Genomic DNA, 17,225 nt, shown 5'->3' with positions numbered 1-17,225 from the left:
GGTCACACTCCTGTCCGGTCGAGGACGTCGCCGAGGTCGTACCGCACCGGCACGTCCAACTGCTCGAAGGTGCAGCTGCGCGGCTCGCGGTCCGGTCGCCACCGCAGGAACCGCGCCGCGTGCCGGAACCGCAGGCCGGTCTCGGCGTTGCCCTCCATCTGGTCGTAGGCCACCTCCAGGACCCGCTCCGGCCGCAGCGGTATCCATCGGCGGTCCACCGCCGTCCGCCACCGGCTCGGCTCCCCCTCGGCGACGACGTCGGCGCCGACCCGCAGCGGTGCGAGTTCGGCGAGCAGCTCCTTGCGCTGTTCGACGGTGAACGCCGACGCACCGCCCACCATCACCGGTTCGTCGCCGCCGTCGTACAGGCCCAGCAGCAGGGACCCGACCCCGTCGATGCTCTTGTGCGGCCGGTAGCCGATGAGCACGCAGTCGGCGGTGCGGGCGTGCTTGACCTTGAGCATCTCCCGCTTGTCCGGCACATAGGGCCCGTCGAGACGCTTGGCGACGACCCCGTCGAGACCGGCACCCTCGAACTCGGCGAACCACCGGCCGGCGGTGTCCGGGTCGCGGGTGGCGGCCGTGACGTGGCAGCTGGGGCCGCCGCCGACCACCGCCCGCAGCCGCTCCCTGCGCCGCGCGAACGGCGCCTCCATCAGGTTCTCGTCACCGATCGCGAGCAGATCGAAGCCGACGAACTGCGCGGGGGTCTGCTCGGCGAGCAACGCGATGCGGCTCGCCGCCGGGTGGATTCGCTCGGACAGCGCCTGCCAGTCGAGCCGGATCCGGCCGTCGCGCGGGCGCGGCACCACGATCTCACCGTCGACGACGCACCGGGCGGGCAACTCGGCCCGCACCGCCGCCGCCAGTTCCGGGAAGTACCGCACGAGGTCCTTGCCGCCGCGCGAGGCGAACACCACCTCGTCGCCGTCGCGGAACACGACGGCGCGGAAGCCGTCCCATTTCGGCTCGTACGACCACTCGGGGTCGCCGTCGGCGGGCTGGGCCGGGACCTCGGACACGGCCTTGGCGAGCATCGGTGCGATCGGCGGAGCGACGGGCAGCTGCACCGGCCCATGGTCGCACCCGGAGCCGACTCGTGCCCGCCGGATTTGCGAGAAATCACCCTACGTTTCCCGCCCGAGGCGGACATTCCGTACGCTCTCCCCCCATGAACTTCATTCGACGGGTGAGCGGCACCGCCGTCGCGCTGGCCGCGGCGGCTCTGGTACTCGGCGCGTGCGGATCGGACGTCGAGCCCCGGGCGGTGCCCGAGTCCGGGTCCGAGACCACGTCGGCCAGTGCATCGGATACCCGGACCACCACCGGCCGTCCGACCACTACCACGGCACCGACGTCCCCCGGCTCCTCCGGCCTGGACATCGACGTCGAGATCGGCGACTGCGTGCGCCTCGGCGGCACCGTCGACGACGCGACCATCGAGAACGCGACCTGCGGCAGCATGGACTCGAACTACAAGGTGATCGACATCGTCGACTCCAGCGAGCAGTGTGTCTCGGACGCCGACCAGACCTACTACGAATCCTCCGCCGGTGTCGAGGTGGGCGCCCTGTGCCTCGACGTCGACTGGGTGGTGGACAGCTGCATGGACATCTCCGGTGAGGACCCGCAACGCGTCGACTGCGCCGCGCCCGGCCCCGAGACGGAGAAGGTCACCGAGATCCTGCAGAACACCGACAACGTGAACGACTGCTCCGTCTCCGAAGGCGGATTCGTCTACAGCGAGCGTCGTTTCGTGGTCTGCACCGACACACTCTGAGGTCGCCGTCCGCCGCGGCCGGCTACAACCAGCCGCGGCGGCGGAAGATCGCGTAGAGCCCCGCGCACGTCATGACCATCATCAGTAGAGCCATGGGATATCCTGCGGCCCAATGCAATTCCGGCATGGTGTCGAAATTCATCCCGTAGACCGTGCCGATCAGCGTGGGCGCGAACAGAATCGCCGCCCACGCCGAGATCCGCTTGATCTCCTCGTTCTGCTCGATGCTCGCCCGGCTGAGATTGCGCATCTCCTCGTTCTGCATCTGTGAGACCAGCGTCGCGTTGACCGTGAGGATGTTGCCGAGCAGCTGACGGAAGCTGTCGACCTGCTCGACGACCGTCGTCGCGTGGTCGGTGACGTCCCGCAGGTAGCGCTGCAGTTCGTCGTCGGTGCGGTACTTGGCGAATCCCGACGACAGACCGGACAGCACGGTGAGCAGCGGCTTGGCCGCCCGCTGGAACTCGATGACCTCACGGGACAGTTCGTAGATGCGGCGCGAGACCCGCGGATCGCCGCTGAACACCTCGGTCTCGATCTCGTCGATGTCGTTCTGCAGGCCCGCGACGACCGGCGCGTACCCGTCGACGACGGCGTCGAGGATCGCGTAGAGCACCGCCTCGGGGCCGAGCCGCAGCAGATCCGGCTCGCTCTCCATCCGGTCCCGCACCGCCGACAGGTCGGGCGATTCGCTGTGCCGGACGGTCAGCACGAACGTCGGGCCGACGAAGACGTGCACCTCACCGAAGTCGACCCGCTCGGATTCGTCGACGTAGCGGGCGGCCCGCAGCACGACGAACAGCGTGTCGCCGTACCGCTCGAGCTTCGGGCGCTGATGCGCGACGATGGCATCCTCGACCGCGAGTTCGTGCAGCCCGAATTGCTCTGCGGCGGCGTTGAGTTGAGCGTCGGTGGGCCGGTACATCCCGATCCACGCCATCGAGCCGGGCTCGGGCAGGCAGTCGAGGGCCTGCGCGAGTGTCGCCGGCGACGCGACGCGGCGGCCGTCACGGTAGACCGCGCTGTCGACGATGCTGCTCTCCGCCCCCGCGGCGTCACGGCCGGGACTCGACGCGACGGCGGGGTGCAGGGACGCACCGAACCCGGCGGACGGGTCGGCGGTCGCCGCCGCGGAGCGACGCGGCAGCAGGGCACGGACGGAACGGTTCGGCAGCATGTCGGCACGGCCTTTCGGGGGGCACGGGGGACGACGGCGACGGCATTCGCCGTGGGACGTACACGCGGCGGCAACCGTCGCGCACCGAAAGGACGCGTACGGGCTGCCGTCAGCCGGTACTCGGAGGTCGACTGCGCATCGCGAGTCCCACCTCCTCCACATCACCCGGAACCGCTCCGGGGGCCTGACGAAACACCAGCAGCGTACGCCTTCGTGCCGCACGGAGCCATTTCGGCCGGTCCGGCGCACGACGTCGCGCCGCCCGGCGGACGGTGTCGGTGGCTGCGGCCACAATCGCCGTGACCGCCCTCACCGCCCGCACGACCGACGACAGGACCCCCGATGACGCACTGGCCCGATCGACCGATCTGCGCGTTCGACCTCGAGACCACCGACCGCGATCCGCGGATCGCGCGCATCGTGACCGCGTCCGTCGTCGTCCTCGACGGTGACACCGTCGCGTCGCGGACGTGGCTGCTCGATCCGGGCATCGAGATCCCGGAGGAGACGTCGGCGATCCACGGCGTGACCACGGAGCGGGCGCGCGCCGAGGGCCTCGAGTACACGGCCGGCTACGCCCAGATCCGCGAGGCACTGTGCGAGGCCTGGGTCCGCGATCACATCGTCGTGGCGTTCAACGCCAGTTACGACCTGACGGTCATCGACGCCGAGGGCCGCCGGCTGGGCCTGCCGGGACTCGCCACGGGCCTGGTGTTCGACCCGTACGTCGTCGACCGCGAGATGGACCGCGGCCGCGAGGGCGGCCGCACCCTGCAGGCGGTCTGCGCTGCGTACGGCGTCACGCTGACCGCCGCCCATCAGGCCGAGGCGGATGCACTCGCGGCCGGGCAACTGGCGCGGGCGCTGTGCACCCGCTTCCCGCAGCTCGCCGACCTGGACATCATGACGGACCAGGCGGCCTGGCACGCGGAGCGGCAACGCAATTTCGCCGAGTACCTCTCGGGCCTCGGCCGCGACGCGTCGGACGTGGACCCGCAATGGCCCATCCGCGGTATCGCCTGAGAGAAGTTGCCGGACGGTGGGTTCCGACGTCCGGCCTCACGGCACGGCGGCGAACGCTGCGGAGACGTACTCCGCCGAGCGATCGGAGCCGAGCAGGCCGGGTCCCATCTTGTTCATCACGTACGCGACGGTCATCCTGCGCTCGGTGTCGACGATGATCTGGGATCCACCCCAGCCGCCCCAGAAACAGATCCGCCCCTGCGGGACGAACGGAACCGATTCCGTTGTGGGAAGCCCGAATCCGACTCCGAAGCGGACGGGAACGCCGAGCACGAGATCGACACCGTAGGACTGCTCGTCGAATATCGCGTCGATGGTGTCGGCCGAGAGCAGGCGGACGTCGCCGACCCGTCCCCCGCACGCGATCACCGACTGGATCCTCGCCAGGGCACGAGCATTGGAATGTCCGTTGGCCGCGCCGATCTCGGCTTCGCGCCAGCCGTCGCTCCAGGACGCCGCAGCGTCGGCGGGCGGACCGGTGAAGGTCTTCACCATCACGCTCGCGGGATCGAGGGTCGCGAGGTCGATCGGCAGCGGGGGCGGGGGGATGACCTCGGACACGCGCGAGTAGTCCGAGCGGGCCACGCCGAGGCGGAAGTCGGCGTCGAGGGGACGCGCGATCTCCTCCTCGATGAAGCCGGTCAGCGTCCGGCCGTCGACGCGGTGGACCACCTCGCCGATCAGATGCCCGTAGTTGAGCGCGTGGTAGCCGGAGGCAGTGCCGGGCTCCCACCACGGCGCCTGCGCCGCCAGCAGTTCCGTGGCTTTGGCGGTGTCGGCGAGGTCGTCCATCGTGAACGGCTGGTCCCAGCCGGACACGCCGGAGGTGTGGGACAGCAGGTGCCGGACCAGGATCCCGTCCTTGCCGTTGGCGGCGAAGTCGGACCAGTACCGCGCCACCGGTGCGTCGAGGTCGAGTTGCCCCCGGTCGACGAGCATCAGGGCAGCCAGGGCGGTGACCGTCTTGCTGCACGACCAGACGTTGGTGATGGTGTCCCGCTCCCACGGCCGCGTTCCGCCGGCGTCCATGGAGCCGCCCCAGATGTCGACGACGGGTTCACCGTCGAGGGTCACGGCGATCGACGCGCCGACGTCCTCCCCCGAATCGAGATTCCGTTCGAGGGCCTCTCGCAGCGCGGAGAACCGAGGGTCACAGACGCCGTGGATGTCGGACATGGAGTACTCCTGGAGTGAGAACGGCAGCCAAAGTTGATTTCGAGTTCAACTTGGACGAGTATGAGCACGGTCCGTTGTGATGTCAATCACTACGTCGGTGCGAGCAGGATCGTTACCCGCGAAAACGCATGGCGCCCCCGGCGCCCCGTCGGGCACGGTGACCCGGTGCCGACCCACTCCGCCAGCGTCCCGCGGCCCCGCTTCCTGTGGAAGCAGCACTGCTGTCTGCCGCTGACCACCACCGCCCGCACGGCGGACCTGTTGCGCTACGACACCGGCGCCGGCGCCTTCACGTCCCTCAACGTCGGCGATCTGGTGGCCGAGATGAACGCGGTCGGGATGGTGGTCGACGGCTCGCACTGCAGCCGCCGGACGGGGCTCGACCTGTGTGAGGTCTCGGCGTCGCCGGTGATCTACTCGCACTCGTGCATGCGGTCGATGTGGGAGCACGAACGCAACATCACCGACGAGCAGGCCCTCGCCTGTGCCGAAACCGGCGGCGTCGTCGGCATCGCCGGCGGGGGCAACTTTCTCGGCGAGAACGAGGCCACTCTCGAGGCTATGGTCCGCCCCATCGACCATGCAGTCGAGCTGCTCGGCCCGGAGCATGTCGGCATCGGGTCCGATTTCTCCTTCGACCATCTCGACGCACAGGCGGAGTTCGCGTCGCACCCGGACCTGTTCCGGAGGCCTACACCCGGTACGGCGGCATCGACTGGGTGCCGCCTGAGCACACTCGCACCCTCGGCACCGAACTGCAGCGGCGCGGCTATCCGGAGGAGGCGATCACCATGATCCTGGGCGGGAAATTCCGCCGGGTCGCCGAACAGGTATGGACATGGCCGAGACGTGGACTGCGGACGATGTCGCCCGCTCACCCCTTGACGACGCCGAGCGGCACGAGCCGGGCGATCCGGCGGGCCAGGCCCGCACGTTCGCTCACCTCCGCAACCGCGTCGATGTCCTTGTACGCCTCCGGCTTCTCCTCGGCGAGTCCCCGCCACGAGCTTCCCCGCACGAGCACCCCGTGCGTCTCGAGTGCGTCGCGCACCGCCCGGCCGTCGGTGTGCCGGGCAGCACGGTGCCGGCTCTGCACCCGACCGGCCCCGTGCGCGGTGGAGTAGAACGCCGGGTTCCCGGCGACACCGGCCAGCACGTACGACGCGGTGCCCATCGTGCCGGGGATGAGCACGGGCTGCCCTGCATCGGTGAGGTCGGCGGGCACGTCGGGGTGGTCCGGCGGCAGGGACCGCGTCGCGCCCTTGCGGTGCACGCACAGCGCGCGGACCCGGCCGCCGACCTCGTGCCGCTCGATCTTCGCCAGGTTGTGCGAGATGTCGTAGAGAAGGTCGAGGGTCGTGCCGGCCGATTCCTCGAAGACCCGGCGGGCCGCCTCGGTGAGCAACTGCCGGTTGGCCCGGCCGTAGTTGGCCGCCGCCACCATGGCCCCGAGATAGGCCTCCCCCTCCGGCGACCGGACCGGAACGCACGCCAGCTGCCGGTCGGGGACGTGAATCCCATAGCGGCCCATTGCCTTACCCATCTCACGTACATGGTCGGTGCAAATCTGGTGGCCCAGGCCGCGGGATCCGCAGTGGATCATCACGCACACCGTGCCCACGTCGAGCCCCATCAGCCGCGCGGTGTCCGGATCGAAGACCCGCTCGACGGCCTGGACCTCGAGGAAGTGGTTTCCCGACCCGAGGCTGCCGAGCTGACCGAGGCCCCGCTCGACGGCACGGTCGCTCACCGAGTCCGGGTCGGCGCCGTCCAACACGCCACGGTCCTCACACCGCTCGAGGTCGCGGGCGACGCCGTGCCCCTGCTCCACCGCGAAGCGGGCGCCGCCCGCGAGCACCTGCCGCAGCACGGTACGGTCCGGGAGTTCCCACACGCCCCGGGTCTCCATGCCGCGCGGTACGACGCGACCGAGCCGGTCCATCAACACACCCAGGCGCGACGCGAGGGCGGACCGGTCCGCGTCGCGTGCGATCAGGAGCCGCACGCCGCACGAGATGTCGAAGCCCACGCCGCCGGGGGAGACGACGCCGCCGTCGTCGATGTCCGTCGCCGCGACCCCGCCGATGGGAAAGCCGTAACCCCAGTGCACGTCCGGCATGGCGAACGACGCGGTGACGATGCCGGGCAGCGTCGCGACGTTGGCGACCTGGGTGAGCGCCTCGTCCCCCTCCGCGACGGGGAGCAGGGACCGGGCGGCGAAGACGATCCCGGGTACGCGCATCGCGCCGGCCCGATCGATCCGGAACCGGTACGGGGTCTCCTCGACGATCCTCATCACTGTCCGATCCGGGGGCGGGAACGCGACGTCGGCGGCCTCGTTCCACCATAGGATCTGCAGTGCCTGCTGCACAGGCCCGGGAGCGAATCATGAACGGAAGCGGGTACCGGTCGGTGCCGCACACGGCGGATCTGCGCATCGAGGCGTGGGCACCGACCCGTGACGAGTGCATCGCGCAGGCGGTGCGCGGCGCCGTCGCGAGCTTCGCCGACATCTCGTCCGCGGGACCCGGCCGGGTCCGCAACCGCCCGTTGACGGCCGACGGCGACGAGGACCTGCTCGTCGCGGTGCTCGACGAGGTGATCTATCTGCTCGACACGGCCGGGGAGATCCCGATCGACGTGGTCGTCGAATCCGGCGGCGGCACAGCGGAGGCGCGGTTCTCGATGGTCGACGCCGCCGCGGTGGCCCAGATCGGTGCGGTCCCGAAGGCGGTGTCGCTCCACGAGCTGCGCCTCGACCGAGGACCGGAAGGGTGGTCGTGCTCGGTGACGCTGGACGTGTGAACCGGCGACGAGCGCCGCAGTACCGGTCGCGGCACGCCGAGCGCAGGCGACCGTGTGGGCGCCCTCGCCGTTGTGACTTTCCGCTGTAGATGGCCGGGATTGCCTGCTGGGCCGGTGCCCGTTGCCGGGGCCGAGACCCGGGTGGTCGGCGAGCTCCGGCGAGCGGCTGCGCTACATCGGCATGTTCATCATGGGCATCCCGCCCATCTGGTGGAGCCACATCATCAGCTGGTGCAGCAGGGTGTGCGCCTGGTCCATCATGCCCATCATGTTCACGGCCGTGACCTTTCTGGAGCCGAGTAACCCTCGGGGGCGGGATCGTCCCACTATGACGCTCTGTTGTTCCCCGATGTGCCACCTCGCGTGCGAGATCCGTCTTCTTCAACAGATCTTCACGAGATCTCGACTTTCGGTGTCCGGACACGGCAGGAGTGGGCCGCAGCACCCCCGCACTTCGGAACCTGCCGGCGCGCATGGCGTAGCACCGGTTCATTCGAGCTGTCGTGCGCCGCCTGGGGTGGGTGCGCTGCGGGCTGTGCCAGTGGAGCGGTGCGGTTGCCCGCTCGGAGGTCAGTCCGCAGCGATGATGGGGGTGCCGCGGTCGGCCAGCCACTGCGCCGGGTCGGTCTTGGCGCCGGAGCGGTCTTCGACCTCGAAGTGCAAGTGGGGTCCGGTGGAGTTGCCGCGATCTCCGACGGTGGCGATCTTCTGCCCGGCTTCGACTCGTTGCCCGGCCGTCACCAGGTTGGTGTTGTTGTGGCCGTAGGTGGTCACCGTGCCGTCGTCGTGCCGGATGCGTACCCACAGCCCGTAGCCCTGTGCCGGTCCGGCGCTGATGACCTCCCCGTCGGCGACGGCGACGATCGGTGCGCCCATGGTATCGGCGATGTCGATGCCTCCGTGTCCCCGCCCGTCCCGAAGGTGGAGGTGATCACCCCGGCGGTCGGGGCGACGGACCGCCCGGTCCCGCCCCAGTGCCCGCCGTCGGCCGGGCGCGGCAGGGTGGGGCTTGCGGGTGCGGCGCCGGGGTCTTCCCCTCCGGTGGCGCTCTTGTTGCCGGGGGCCGTATCGGGTGTGCCCCTAGCAGGCGCGTCGTCGCCGCCGGGCGGCGCCCCAGGCTCCGGTGCCGGGGGTTGCCCGAATCTCGCGTGCTCTCGACCGCTACCGTCCCCCCTACACTGAGGGCACTCGGTCTGTCGAGTGTGAGAGGAGCGGAGATGCGGAACCTGTCGCCGCTGACGATCGTGCTGACCGAGCAGGAGCGCCTGCGGGTGCGCGAACAGCTCCGGCAGCGAGCTGCATGAATCGCGACCAGTTCTCCATGGACCTCAAGGCGCGTGCGCGCACCTGGACGAGCCTGCCGGGCGCGGTGTCGGCGTTGGCCGCAGCTGCCCTGCTCGTGGCCGGGTGCTCGTCCCCCGACGCCCCTCGCGCGGCGACCGTACCCTCCGGCGCCGCCACCGCACCGCGCGTTGCGTTGTCCCCGGCGCTCGATCACGTGCACGGGCTGAGCGTCGATTCCGCCGGCACGATCCTGGCCGGCACTCACAGCGGACTGGTCGCGGTCGCGCCGTCCGGCGCCACCACCGAGGTCGGCACCTCCGACGACGATCTGATGGGGCTGGCCGGGGTGTCCGGCAGCGACGTGCTGGTCGCCTCGGGCCATCCGGGTCCGTCGAACCCCGGCCCCAACCCGCTGGGTTTGCGCCGCAGCGACGACGGCGGGCGCACCTGGACCGACCGGTCCCTGCTCGGAGAGGTGGATTTCCACGCCCTGGCCACGGACGGCACCGTGGTGGTCGGTTTCGACGGCACCCGCGGCATCCGGGTGTCCACCGACGCCGGCGCCACCTGGAGCGCCGGTGCCACCGTGGCGGCCGCGGCCCTGGCCCTGACCCCGGACGCGGTGTGGGCGATCACGCCGGCCGGGCTCGAGCGCAGCACCGACCTGGCACGCACCTTCACCCCGGTCGAGGACGCACCCGCCCTCGTGCTGCTGGCCGGCACCGGCGACGGGCTGTGGGGCATCGATGCCGACGGCTACGCCTGGCGCAGCCGGGACGGCGCCGCCTGGGAGCAGCGGGCCTTCGTCGGGCAGGTGGAGGCGCTGACCGCCACCGGGTTCGACACCGCCTACGCCGCCACGGCCGAGGTCTTGTACACACTGAACTGACGCGGTCGGACCGGGCGGTGCTCCCCGCTGACCGGTGGGGCCCGGCACGTCCGCGTGCCGGGCCCCACCGTGTCGACCGCGCGATCGCGGCGGCTTTCTCGCGGTCACAACGAGGACAAAATGTTCTCCATCGTGGTGATCTCCTGCTGCTGCGTCTCGGCGATGGTGCGCGCCATGGCCACCGCATCGGAATTCTGCCCGGAGTCGACCTCGGTCTGCGCCATCGCGATCGCGCCGCGGTGATGTTCGATCATCTGGGTCAGGAACAGGCGGGACGCGTCGACACCCTGTGCGTCGCGCAGGGCGGTCATGTCCTCGGCCGACATCATCCCGCTCATGCCGCCACCCATCTGTCCGCCGCCGGGCATCGTGGTGGACTGCATCGGCATGTCGTGTCCGGGCATCTCCATCCCGGGGGACGACATGGGCATGTTCGGAGTGGCCATCGGCATGCTGGTCGTGCCCATGGGCATGGTGGGCTGCCCCCAGTCGGTGAGCCAGCTCTGCAGCTGCTCGATCTCCGGGCCCTGGGCGGCCTTGATCTGCTGGGCCAGTTCGGTGACCCGCGGGTCGATGCCCTCCTTGGCCAGGATGACGTCGCTCATCTCGATGGCCTGGCTGTGGTGCGGGATCATCTGCTGGGCGAAGGTCACATCCGCCTGGTTGTGGTCGGCGGCCGTCTCGGCGGAGGCGCTGGTGGTCGCCGTCGCCGACGGGCTCGCCTGCGAGGCCTGATCGTTGCCCGAGTCGCTGCAGGCGGCCAGGGTGAGCGCCGCAGCGACCGCCACTGCGCCGGTGGCCAGAGACTTCTTCCTCACAAGAACATTCCTTTCCGTCGTGTACACGCACCGGGCCGACACCACGGTCGCGATAGCGAAGGCATCCCCCACAGCGGCTGCGGCAAACCCGGCCCGCCTCACCCCTCGGCGGGGGACGCGGACCACTGCGGGTGTGATACGCCCTCTGCGGTGCGGCCGACCGGCCGGCCGCACCTCGTCCGGATCCGAGCCTGGCAGCCGCACCCGGCGACAACTCGGACCTTTCGGTGAAGATTTCCTGAAGAACCACCGCGCCGAGCCCGGAGCCGGGGTCACACGGCGCTCCGTGCCCGGACCGTGGACGCTGCGGCCCCTTCCCGCCCCGGCCCCTCCGGCAATCGGCGACCGACCCGGACGCCTGGGCGACCATCGCCGCTGTTCTTGAGCAGATCTTCACGGAAACGACGGCGAAGAGCTCATCGAGGCCGGGCACCGTGGACAGCGAACACACCGGGACCGCGCACCGCTGCCCCACGCGGGGTGCCGGTGCTGCGGCCGACCGGGTCGGACAGCCGGTGTCCGGTAGCGCCGACCGAGGGCGAGGAAGGGTGGTTTCGATGATGTTCTGGTACGGCAACGGCATGAACGGTTGGGGTTATGTGCTCATGACCGTCGGGATGGTGGCGTTCTGGGCGTTGGTGATCGTCGGCATCGTGATGCTGGTGCGCGCCGCGACTCCCCGGTCGACACCACCGCCGGCGCCCCATGCCCCGACGCCGGAAGAGATTGTGGCCATGCGCTTCGCCCGCGGCGAGATCGACGAGGACGAGTACCGGCGCCGTCTCGACGCCCTGCACACCCATCGGCCCGGCCCGGGGGCGTGAAGACCGCAGTCAGGTCGAATCGCCCTGCCCACCTCAGGTGCGCCGGGTCAGGAGCGGCGGTGTCAGCGGCGGTAGTGGCGACCGTCGGAGTCGTCGGTGACCAGGCGGTACAGCACGTAGACCGAGAACCAGACGATCAGCACGGACACCAGCACGAGCGCGATCTCGTACACGAGGACCACACCACCGATCCTACGGCCGCGCCGGCCACCCGATCCCACCCTGGCGTCGACCCCTGGATGCGCCGACACCGCGGTGAGGTCAGCGGTGCGGGCTGGTAGGGATCGGCTCCGGTGCCGGGCGCGGCGCCGGTTGCTCCTGCGGTGGGGACGGCAACCGCAGCCGCTTGAGCATCAGCGCATTGACCGCGACGATCAGGCTCGAGCCGGACATCGACAACGCCGCGATCTCCGGGCGCAGCACCAGCCCGAAGGCGGGCTCGAACACGCCGGCGGCGATCGGCAGCGCGATGACGTTGTAACCGACCGCCCAGCCGAGATTCTGCCGCATCTTGCGCAAGGTGCCCCGGCCGATGCGCAGCGCAATCGGCACATCCAGCGGGTCCGAGCGCATCAGCACCAGATCGGCGGTTTCGATCGCGACGTCGGTGCCGGCACCGATGGCGATCCCCAGATCCGCCTGCGCGAGGGCGGGTGCGTCGTTGACGCCGTCGCCGACCATGGCGACCTTCTTCCCGGCTCTTTGCAGTTCGGCGATCTTGTCGGCCTTGTCGCCGGGCAGCACCTCGGCGATGACGGTGTCGATGCCCAGTTGTCCGGCGATGCGGCGGGCTGTGGCCACGTTGTCGCCGGAGAGCATGACCACCTCGATGCCGAGTTCGTGCAGCGACGCCACCGCCTCGGCCGAGGTCTCCCGGGCGGCGTCGGCCAGGGCAATCGCCCCGACGCCGCGGCCGTCGACAGCGACGAGGACCGCGGTGCGGCCGGTCGAAGCCAGCTCGTCGCGCCGGTCCATCAACGCGCCGAAGTCGACGTTCTCGGCGACCATGAGTTTGCGGTTGCCGATGGCCACCCGCCGGCCCGCCACCTCGGCGACCGCACCGTGTCCGGGCACGTTGCGGAAGTTCTCCAACGACACCGCGGGAAGGCCGCGGGCGGCGGCATAGCGCACGATCGCACCGGCGAGAGGATGCTCGGATTCGCGTTCGACCGCCGTCACGAGGGTCAGCAGCTCGTCCTCGGTGAGACCGTCGACGACGACGTCGGTGACCTCCGGCTCGCCCTTGGTCAAGGTGCCGGTCTTGTCCATCACCACGGTGTCGATGCGGGCCGAGGTCTCGAGGGCAGCGGCGTTCTTGAACAGCACGCCGCGCTGGGCGCCGAGACCGGTGCCGACCATGATCGCGGTCGGGGTGGCCAACCCGAGCGCGTCGGGGCAGGTGATCACCACGACGGTGATGGCGAACAGCAGCGCCCGCTGCACATCCCCGTCGACCGCCCACCACACCACGAACGTGCCCAGCCCCCCGATCAGGGCGACGAGCACCAGCCAGAATGCGGCGCGATCGGCCAGGCGCTGGCCGGGTGCCTTGGAGTTCTGGGCCTCCTGCACCAGCGCGACGATCTGCGCGAGGGCGGTGTCGGAGCCGACCTTGGTCGCCCGTACCCGCAGAGTGCCGGTGGTGTTGATCGACGCACCGATCACCTCGGATCCTTCGGCCTTGGTCACCGGCAGGGACTCCCCGGTGACCATGGATTCGTCGACCTCGGAACTGCCGGTCTCGACGGTGCCGTCGACCGGGATCTTCGCCCCCGGTCGGATCAGGAGCAGGTCCCCGACCACGACCTCGGCGGTGGGGATCTCCACCGGCTGCCCGTCGCGCAGTACCACCGCCATCGGCGGGGCGAGTTCGAGCAGGGTCCGGATGGCATCGTTGGCGCCGCCGCGGGCGCGCATCTCGAACCAGTGCCCGAGCAGCACGAAGCTCGCCAGCACGGAGGCGGCCTCGTAGAACACCTCGCCGCCGCCCGTCAGTGTCACGCCCACGCTGTAGAGCCAGCCGGTGCCGATCGCGACGGCGACGAGCACCATCATGTCCAGGGTCCGCGCCTTCAAGGCCCGGTAGGCACCGTCGAAGAAGATCCACGACGAGTAGAAGATCACCGGCAGGCTCAGCAACAGGGTGAACACGTCGTCGCGCAGGCCGAACGGCGCCGGGACGGTGAACCCGAACATCTCGCGACCCATCGGCGACCACAACATGATCGGGATCGACAGCACCAGCGCCACCAGGAACCGATTGCGCATGTCGCGGACCATGGCGTCCATCGACATCCCGGCGTGACCGCCGTGATCCATCAGCTCCTGCGCGGTGTGCCCGCCAGGCATCTCGTGCGCCGCCGGCTGCGGGGGATGTGCGGGTGTGCCCGGGCCCGGAGCCGGTTCGCTCATCGGGTCGCACACGTGCTCGGGCACCGAGCGGCCGGCGCAGTGATAGCCGCAGTCCCGCACCCATTTCGACAGCTCCGCCACCGACGTGCGGTCCGGATCGTAGGTGACGGTGGCGGTCTGGTTCACCGCGTTGGCCTCCACCGCGGTCACTCCCGGTCGGCGCAGCAGGGTCGATTCGATGACCGGCGTCGACGTCGCCCAGTGCAGGCCGCCTACTTCGAGAACGGTGGTTCGGTTCATTCGATCCGGTCCCTCCCTCTGATGGCGGGGACGCGTTACTCGCCCCGTACGCAGTGCGGTTCCGCCGAACCGCAGTACCGATAGCCGACACCGGTGAACGGTCATCGCTGATCGAGTCCGAGTCTGCCCCGCCCCGACCCGGCATCTTCTGGTGGTTGGATGAAGATCCGTTGAAGAAGTCCGGGTCCCGGGTCAGGGTCCGTGCTCGTCGGTACCAGTGCCCCGGCGATGATCAGCCATCTCGCCTCCTCGGATTCCCGATGTGCGGGTCGGTGGGTACCGGAGCCGTGCGCCGATGACTCTTCCTGCCGCGGTGGGGGTTTCGGCTGGTGGTTCGGTGAAGATCTGTTGAAGACTCTGTATCCCCCGAAACGGGTACCGCCGGGCCCTGCGGTGACAGTCCCTCAGCCGCTGTGGTGTTCGCCGTGGTCGGCCGGGACGGTGGTCGTCGGCACCGAGTTCGGTCCCGGCGCCGGTGCAGGGTTCGGGGCCGAGGGGCCGGTCAGAGCCGGTCCGAGCACGAACGCCGAGAGCGAGAACATCGCCGCGAACACCACCAGGGCGATCGCCGGGGCCTTCCAGGTGGCAAACCGCCGATACAGCCGGCGCAGCAGCGGAATCGAGAACACCACCCCGAGGGCGAAGAACAACAGGTTGCCCCCGGCGCCGGTGACCAGCGCGGCCCCGGCGATCAGGCCGACGTGGTGCAGCACGTGCGGCGCCAGCCCCATCACCGCGCCGAGGGCCGCGGACACGGCGTTCCAGGTCGCGGCCAGCGGGCCCTTGCGGGCCGGCACGGCCGCCGGTGGGGTGCTCATGGCTTCGGCGGTGGCGGGGTGCTCGCCGGGAGGAGTCGTCATACGCAGACTCCGTCTTCTCAGGCGCGGTAGGACAGGGTCGTCATCATTCCGGCTTCCTGGTGGTAGGCGTTGTGGCAGTGCAGGGCCCACTGGCCCGGGTTGTCGGCGTCGAACTCGATATCCACAGTCTGCATCGGACGCACCGTCACGGTATCCTTGCGGGCTCCGCCGTCGACCAGGGCGAAGGTGTGTCCGTGCACGTGCATCGGGTGGAACATGGCCGACATGTTCCGTAACCGCATCCGTACCCGTTGTCCCTGGGCGACGGTCAGCGGCGCGGTGTCGGGGAAGGTGGCGCCGTTGAGCATCCACCGGTACGGGGCCATCGTGCCGCCCATGTCGACGCTCAGGTAGTTGTCGTGGGATCGTCGGGGCAACCGCACCTGCTCGGCCGGGGACAGGGCGGTGCCGAGCAGCACCCGCCGATCCAGCTCGCCGGGCCGGGTATCGGTGGCGGCCGTCCCGGCGGCGGTGCGCACGACGGCCACCGCGTGGCCGGGTTTGCCTTCGGCGGCGGCGTAGAGCGGGAACACCCCGTCGGCGAGGGTGACCAGCACATCGAACCGTTCGCCCATACCGATCAGCACCGCGTCGGTGTTCCGGGGGGACACGGGGAAACCGTCACTGTGGGTGACCGTCATCGCATGTCCACCGAGCCCGACGCGGAAGGCGGTGTCCGAGGCGGCATTGACCAGCCGGATCCGCACCCGCTGCCCCGGGGCGGCGGTCAGGGTCACCGGGTCGACGGGGGTGCGGCCGTTGAGCAGGTAGTACGGGTAGTTCACGTCGCCGGCGCCGCCGAGCAGGTCCGAGCGCATGCTCTCTGCACCCATCATCGAGCCCATGCCGCCCATCGCGCCGTGGTCCATCATCGAGCCCATCCCACCCGCACGGGGGGCGGGCCGGCCGGGGGCCGGCATGCCGAGTTCGCGGGCGACATCGTCGGGGGTGCGGCCGGTGCCGTCGACCCAGTCGTCGAGCACGACGACCCATTCGTCGTCGTAGCCGCCGGGCTCGGCCGGGTCGTCGATCACCACCACCCCGTACAGGCCGCGGTCGAGCTGCAGCCCGGTATGCGAGTGGTAGAAGTAGGTGCCCGGATGCGGGGCCGTGAATTCGTAGGTGAACGACTCCCCGGCGACGATGGGCTCCTGCGTGAGCCCCGGTACCCCGTCCATGTCGTTGCTCATCGCGATGCCGTGGAAGTGGATGCTGGTGTCGACCTCGAGCCGGTTGTCGACCCGCACCTGCAGCAGATCCCCGGCCCGGGCCCGCAGCAGCGGACCGGGCAGCGTGTCACCGTAGCCCCAGGTCGAGACCACCGTACCTCCGAGGTCGACCTGCACAGGCCGCGCCGTCACATGCGCGGCGACCACCGCCTGCCCGGTGGTACGGCGTTGGGCCTCGAGCCGGCGCACCGCCTCGGCGCCCGGCCCGACCGGATTTCCCGCTACACCGGGGCGGGCGCAGCCGACCGGCCCACCGAGGGCCATCGCCCCGGCGGCCGCGGACGCACCGAGCAGAAACATACGGCGGGACATCTGCACCACACACATCTCCTGGAAACGTTGGGACGACAACGGACGACACGAGGTCGGCGCCGCTCACCGGTAGGGGCGCAGCGCCCGCCGCCGGGCTTGGTACTCGTCGGCGTCGATCTCGCCCCGTGCGAAACGGTCGTCGAGGACGCGCAGCGGATCGGCCGGCGGTGGCGGGGTGCCGGTGCGGTGGCCGGTGCGGAACAGCGCGGCGATGCCGAAGGCCACCAACGCCCAGAAACCGATCATCGTCAGCGCCATCACCATCCAGCCGGCCCAGCCCATTGCGCCCGATCCCCACATCACGGCCGCTCCCTTCCTCGAAAGGCCCGGATCCGAGTCTGGGCCCGTTACCCGACGCCGCGGGTTGGCGTTCGATGAAGGTTCGCTGAAGAACGT

At 70.4% G+C, this 17,225-nt stretch carries 14 protein-coding genes and 2 pseudogenes; 6 read left to right on the top strand and 10 right to left on the bottom strand.

All coding sequences use genetic code 11. The features are described 5' to 3' along the window. Nucleotides 1–2: 2 nt before the first annotated feature. Nucleotides 3–1,070 (bottom strand): ATP-dependent DNA ligase, encoded by a 1,068-nt coding sequence (locus JYA75_RS08030; protein WP_050035964.1) that lies wholly within the window; start codon nucleotides 1,068–1,070, stop codon nucleotides 3–5. Nucleotides 1,071–1,171: 101 nt separating this feature from the next. Between JYA75_RS08030 and JYA75_RS08025 the strand changes: the two genes are divergently transcribed. Then, nucleotides 1,172–1,780 (top strand): hypothetical protein, encoded by a 609-nt coding sequence (locus tag JYA75_RS08025; RefSeq protein WP_006931708.1) that lies wholly within the window; start codon nucleotides 1,172–1,174, stop codon nucleotides 1,778–1,780. Nucleotides 1,781–1,802: 22 nt separating this feature from the next. On the opposite strand, the gene corA is transcribed toward JYA75_RS08025, so the two are convergent. Then, entirely contained in the window at nucleotides 1,803–2,957 is a 1,155-nt protein-coding gene (gene corA / locus JYA75_RS08020) for a magnesium/cobalt transporter CorA (protein WP_006931706.1), read from the bottom strand. A gap of 342 nt (nucleotides 2,958–3,299) precedes the next feature. Between corA and JYA75_RS08015 the strand changes: the two genes are divergently transcribed. Beyond that, on the top strand, nucleotides 3,300–3,980 hold the full coding sequence (locus JYA75_RS08015) for a 3'-5' exonuclease (protein ID WP_006931704.1): 681 nt from the start codon (nucleotides 3,300–3,302) through the stop codon (nucleotides 3,978–3,980). A gap of 36 nt (nucleotides 3,981–4,016) precedes the next feature. Here the strand turns inward: JYA75_RS08015 and JYA75_RS08010 are convergent, their stop codons facing one another. Then, nucleotides 4,017–5,156: a serine hydrolase domain-containing protein gene (locus JYA75_RS08010; protein ID WP_006931701.1), complete on the bottom strand. Its 1,140-nt coding sequence runs from the start codon at nucleotides 5,154–5,156 to the stop codon at nucleotides 4,017–4,019. 312 nt (nucleotides 5,157–5,468) lie between these two features. On the opposite strand from JYA75_RS08010, the pseudogene JYA75_RS08005 reads away from it, so the two are divergent. Next, nucleotides 5,469–5,992 (top strand): annotated as a pseudogene (locus tag JYA75_RS08005) (membrane dipeptidase); the annotation flags it as partial. A gap of 38 nt (nucleotides 5,993–6,030) precedes the next feature. Here the strand turns inward: JYA75_RS08005 and JYA75_RS08000 are convergent. Then, a complete protein-coding gene (locus tag JYA75_RS08000; protein WP_044475639.1) occupies nucleotides 6,031–7,452 on the bottom strand; it encodes an RtcB family protein in 1,422 nt (473 codons plus the stop codon). Nucleotides 7,453–7,544: 92 nt separating this feature from the next. On the opposite strand from JYA75_RS08000, the gene JYA75_RS07995 reads away from it, so the two are divergent. Continuing rightward, nucleotides 7,545–7,961, top strand: a complete 417-nt coding sequence (locus tag JYA75_RS07995; protein WP_203329860.1) for an archease — start codon at nucleotides 7,545–7,547, stop codon at nucleotides 7,959–7,961. A 570-nt stretch (nucleotides 7,962–8,531) separates the two neighbouring features. Here the strand turns inward: JYA75_RS07995 and JYA75_RS07990 are convergent. Next, a pseudogene (locus JYA75_RS07990) lies at nucleotides 8,532–8,929 on the bottom strand (M23 family metallopeptidase); the annotation flags it as partial. A gap of 332 nt (nucleotides 8,930–9,261) precedes the next feature. On the opposite strand from JYA75_RS07990, the gene JYA75_RS07985 reads away from it, so the two are divergent. Then, entirely contained in the window at nucleotides 9,262–10,134 is an 873-nt protein-coding gene (locus JYA75_RS07985; RefSeq protein WP_235431121.1) for a F510_1955 family glycosylhydrolase, read from the top strand. Nucleotides 10,135–10,238: 104 nt separating this feature from the next. Here the strand turns inward: JYA75_RS07985 and JYA75_RS07980 are convergent, their stop codons facing one another. Then, the gene (locus JYA75_RS07980) at nucleotides 10,239–10,952 is read right to left on the bottom strand and encodes a DUF305 domain-containing protein (RefSeq protein WP_029546334.1); all 714 of its coding nucleotides are present in this window, start codon (nucleotides 10,950–10,952) and stop codon (nucleotides 10,239–10,241) included. A gap of 557 nt (nucleotides 10,953–11,509) precedes the next feature. Between JYA75_RS07980 and JYA75_RS07975 the strand changes: the two genes are divergently transcribed. After that, nucleotides 11,510–11,776, top strand: a complete 267-nt coding sequence (locus JYA75_RS07975; RefSeq protein WP_050035965.1) for a hypothetical protein — start codon at nucleotides 11,510–11,512, stop codon at nucleotides 11,774–11,776. A 261-nt stretch (nucleotides 11,777–12,037) separates the two neighbouring features. Here the strand turns inward: JYA75_RS07975 and JYA75_RS07970 are convergent, their stop codons facing one another. The 4 genes from JYA75_RS07970 to JYA75_RS07955 all read right to left on the bottom strand — a co-directional run bounded on the left by JYA75_RS07970 (nucleotide 12,038) and on the right by JYA75_RS07955 (nucleotide 17,129). Next, entirely contained in the window at nucleotides 12,038–14,428 is a 2,391-nt protein-coding gene (locus tag JYA75_RS07970) for a heavy metal translocating P-type ATPase (RefSeq protein WP_168580160.1), read from the bottom strand. Between the two features lie 404 nt (nucleotides 14,429–14,832). After that, on the bottom strand, nucleotides 14,833–15,288 hold the full coding sequence (locus JYA75_RS07965; RefSeq protein WP_168580161.1) for a hypothetical protein: 456 nt from the start codon (nucleotides 15,286–15,288) through the stop codon (nucleotides 14,833–14,835). Nucleotides 15,289–15,305: 17 nt separating this feature from the next. Continuing rightward, nucleotides 15,306–16,838, bottom strand: coding sequence for a multicopper oxidase family protein (locus tag JYA75_RS07960; protein WP_275408351.1), 1,533 nt, complete (start codon nucleotides 16,836–16,838; stop codon nucleotides 15,306–15,308). A 54-nt stretch (nucleotides 16,839–16,892) separates the two neighbouring features. Next, nucleotides 16,893–17,129: an SHOCT domain-containing protein gene (locus tag JYA75_RS07955; RefSeq protein ID WP_050036451.1), complete on the bottom strand. Its 237-nt coding sequence runs from the start codon at nucleotides 17,127–17,129 to the stop codon at nucleotides 16,893–16,895. Between the last annotated feature and the right edge of the window lie 96 nt (nucleotides 17,130–17,225).

The organism is Rhodococcus sp. PSBB066 (genome assembly GCF_017068255.1).
GTDB lineage: Bacteria > Actinomycetota > Actinomycetes > Mycobacteriales > Mycobacteriaceae > Rhodococcus > Rhodococcus aetherivorans.
Note: the sequence above shows the minus strand (reverse complement) of the source record. Positions and strands in the feature narration are given on the sequence as shown.

Excerpts from the sequence above, each read along its gene's own strand:
- JYA75_RS08025 (WP_006931708.1), top strand. The coding sequence starts at position 1,172 with ATGAACTTCATTCGACGGGTGAGCGGCACCGCCGTCGCGCTGGCCGCG.
- JYA75_RS07985 (WP_235431121.1), top strand. The coding sequence starts at position 9,262 with ATGAATCGCGACCAGTTCTCCATGGACCTCAAGGCGCGTGCGCGCACC.
- JYA75_RS08010 (WP_006931701.1), bottom strand. The coding sequence starts at position 5,156 with ATGTCCGACATCCACGGCGTCTGTGACCCTCGGTTCTCCGCGCTGCGA.
- JYA75_RS07975 (WP_050035965.1), top strand. The coding sequence starts at position 11,510 with ATGATGTTCTGGTACGGCAACGGCATGAACGGTTGGGGTTATGTGCTC.
- JYA75_RS07965 (WP_168580161.1), bottom strand. The coding sequence starts at position 15,288 with ATGACGACTCCTCCCGGCGAGCACCCCGCCACCGCCGAAGCCATGAGC.
- JYA75_RS07995 (WP_203329860.1), top strand. The coding sequence starts at position 7,545 with ATGAACGGAAGCGGGTACCGGTCGGTGCCGCACACGGCGGATCTGCGC.
- JYA75_RS07955 (WP_050036451.1), bottom strand. The coding sequence starts at position 17,129 with ATGTGGGGATCGGGCGCAATGGGCTGGGCCGGCTGGATGGTGATGGCG.
- JYA75_RS08000 (WP_044475639.1), bottom strand. The coding sequence starts at position 7,452 with ATGAGGATCGTCGAGGAGACCCCGTACCGGTTCCGGATCGATCGGGCC.
- corA (WP_006931706.1), bottom strand. The coding sequence starts at position 2,957 with ATGCTGCCGAACCGTTCCGTCCGTGCCCTGCTGCCGCGTCGCTCCGCG.
- JYA75_RS07970 (WP_168580160.1), bottom strand. The coding sequence starts at position 14,428 with ATGAACCGAACCACCGTTCTCGAAGTAGGCGGCCTGCACTGGGCGACG.
- JYA75_RS08015 (WP_006931704.1), top strand. The coding sequence starts at position 3,300 with ATGACGCACTGGCCCGATCGACCGATCTGCGCGTTCGACCTCGAGACC.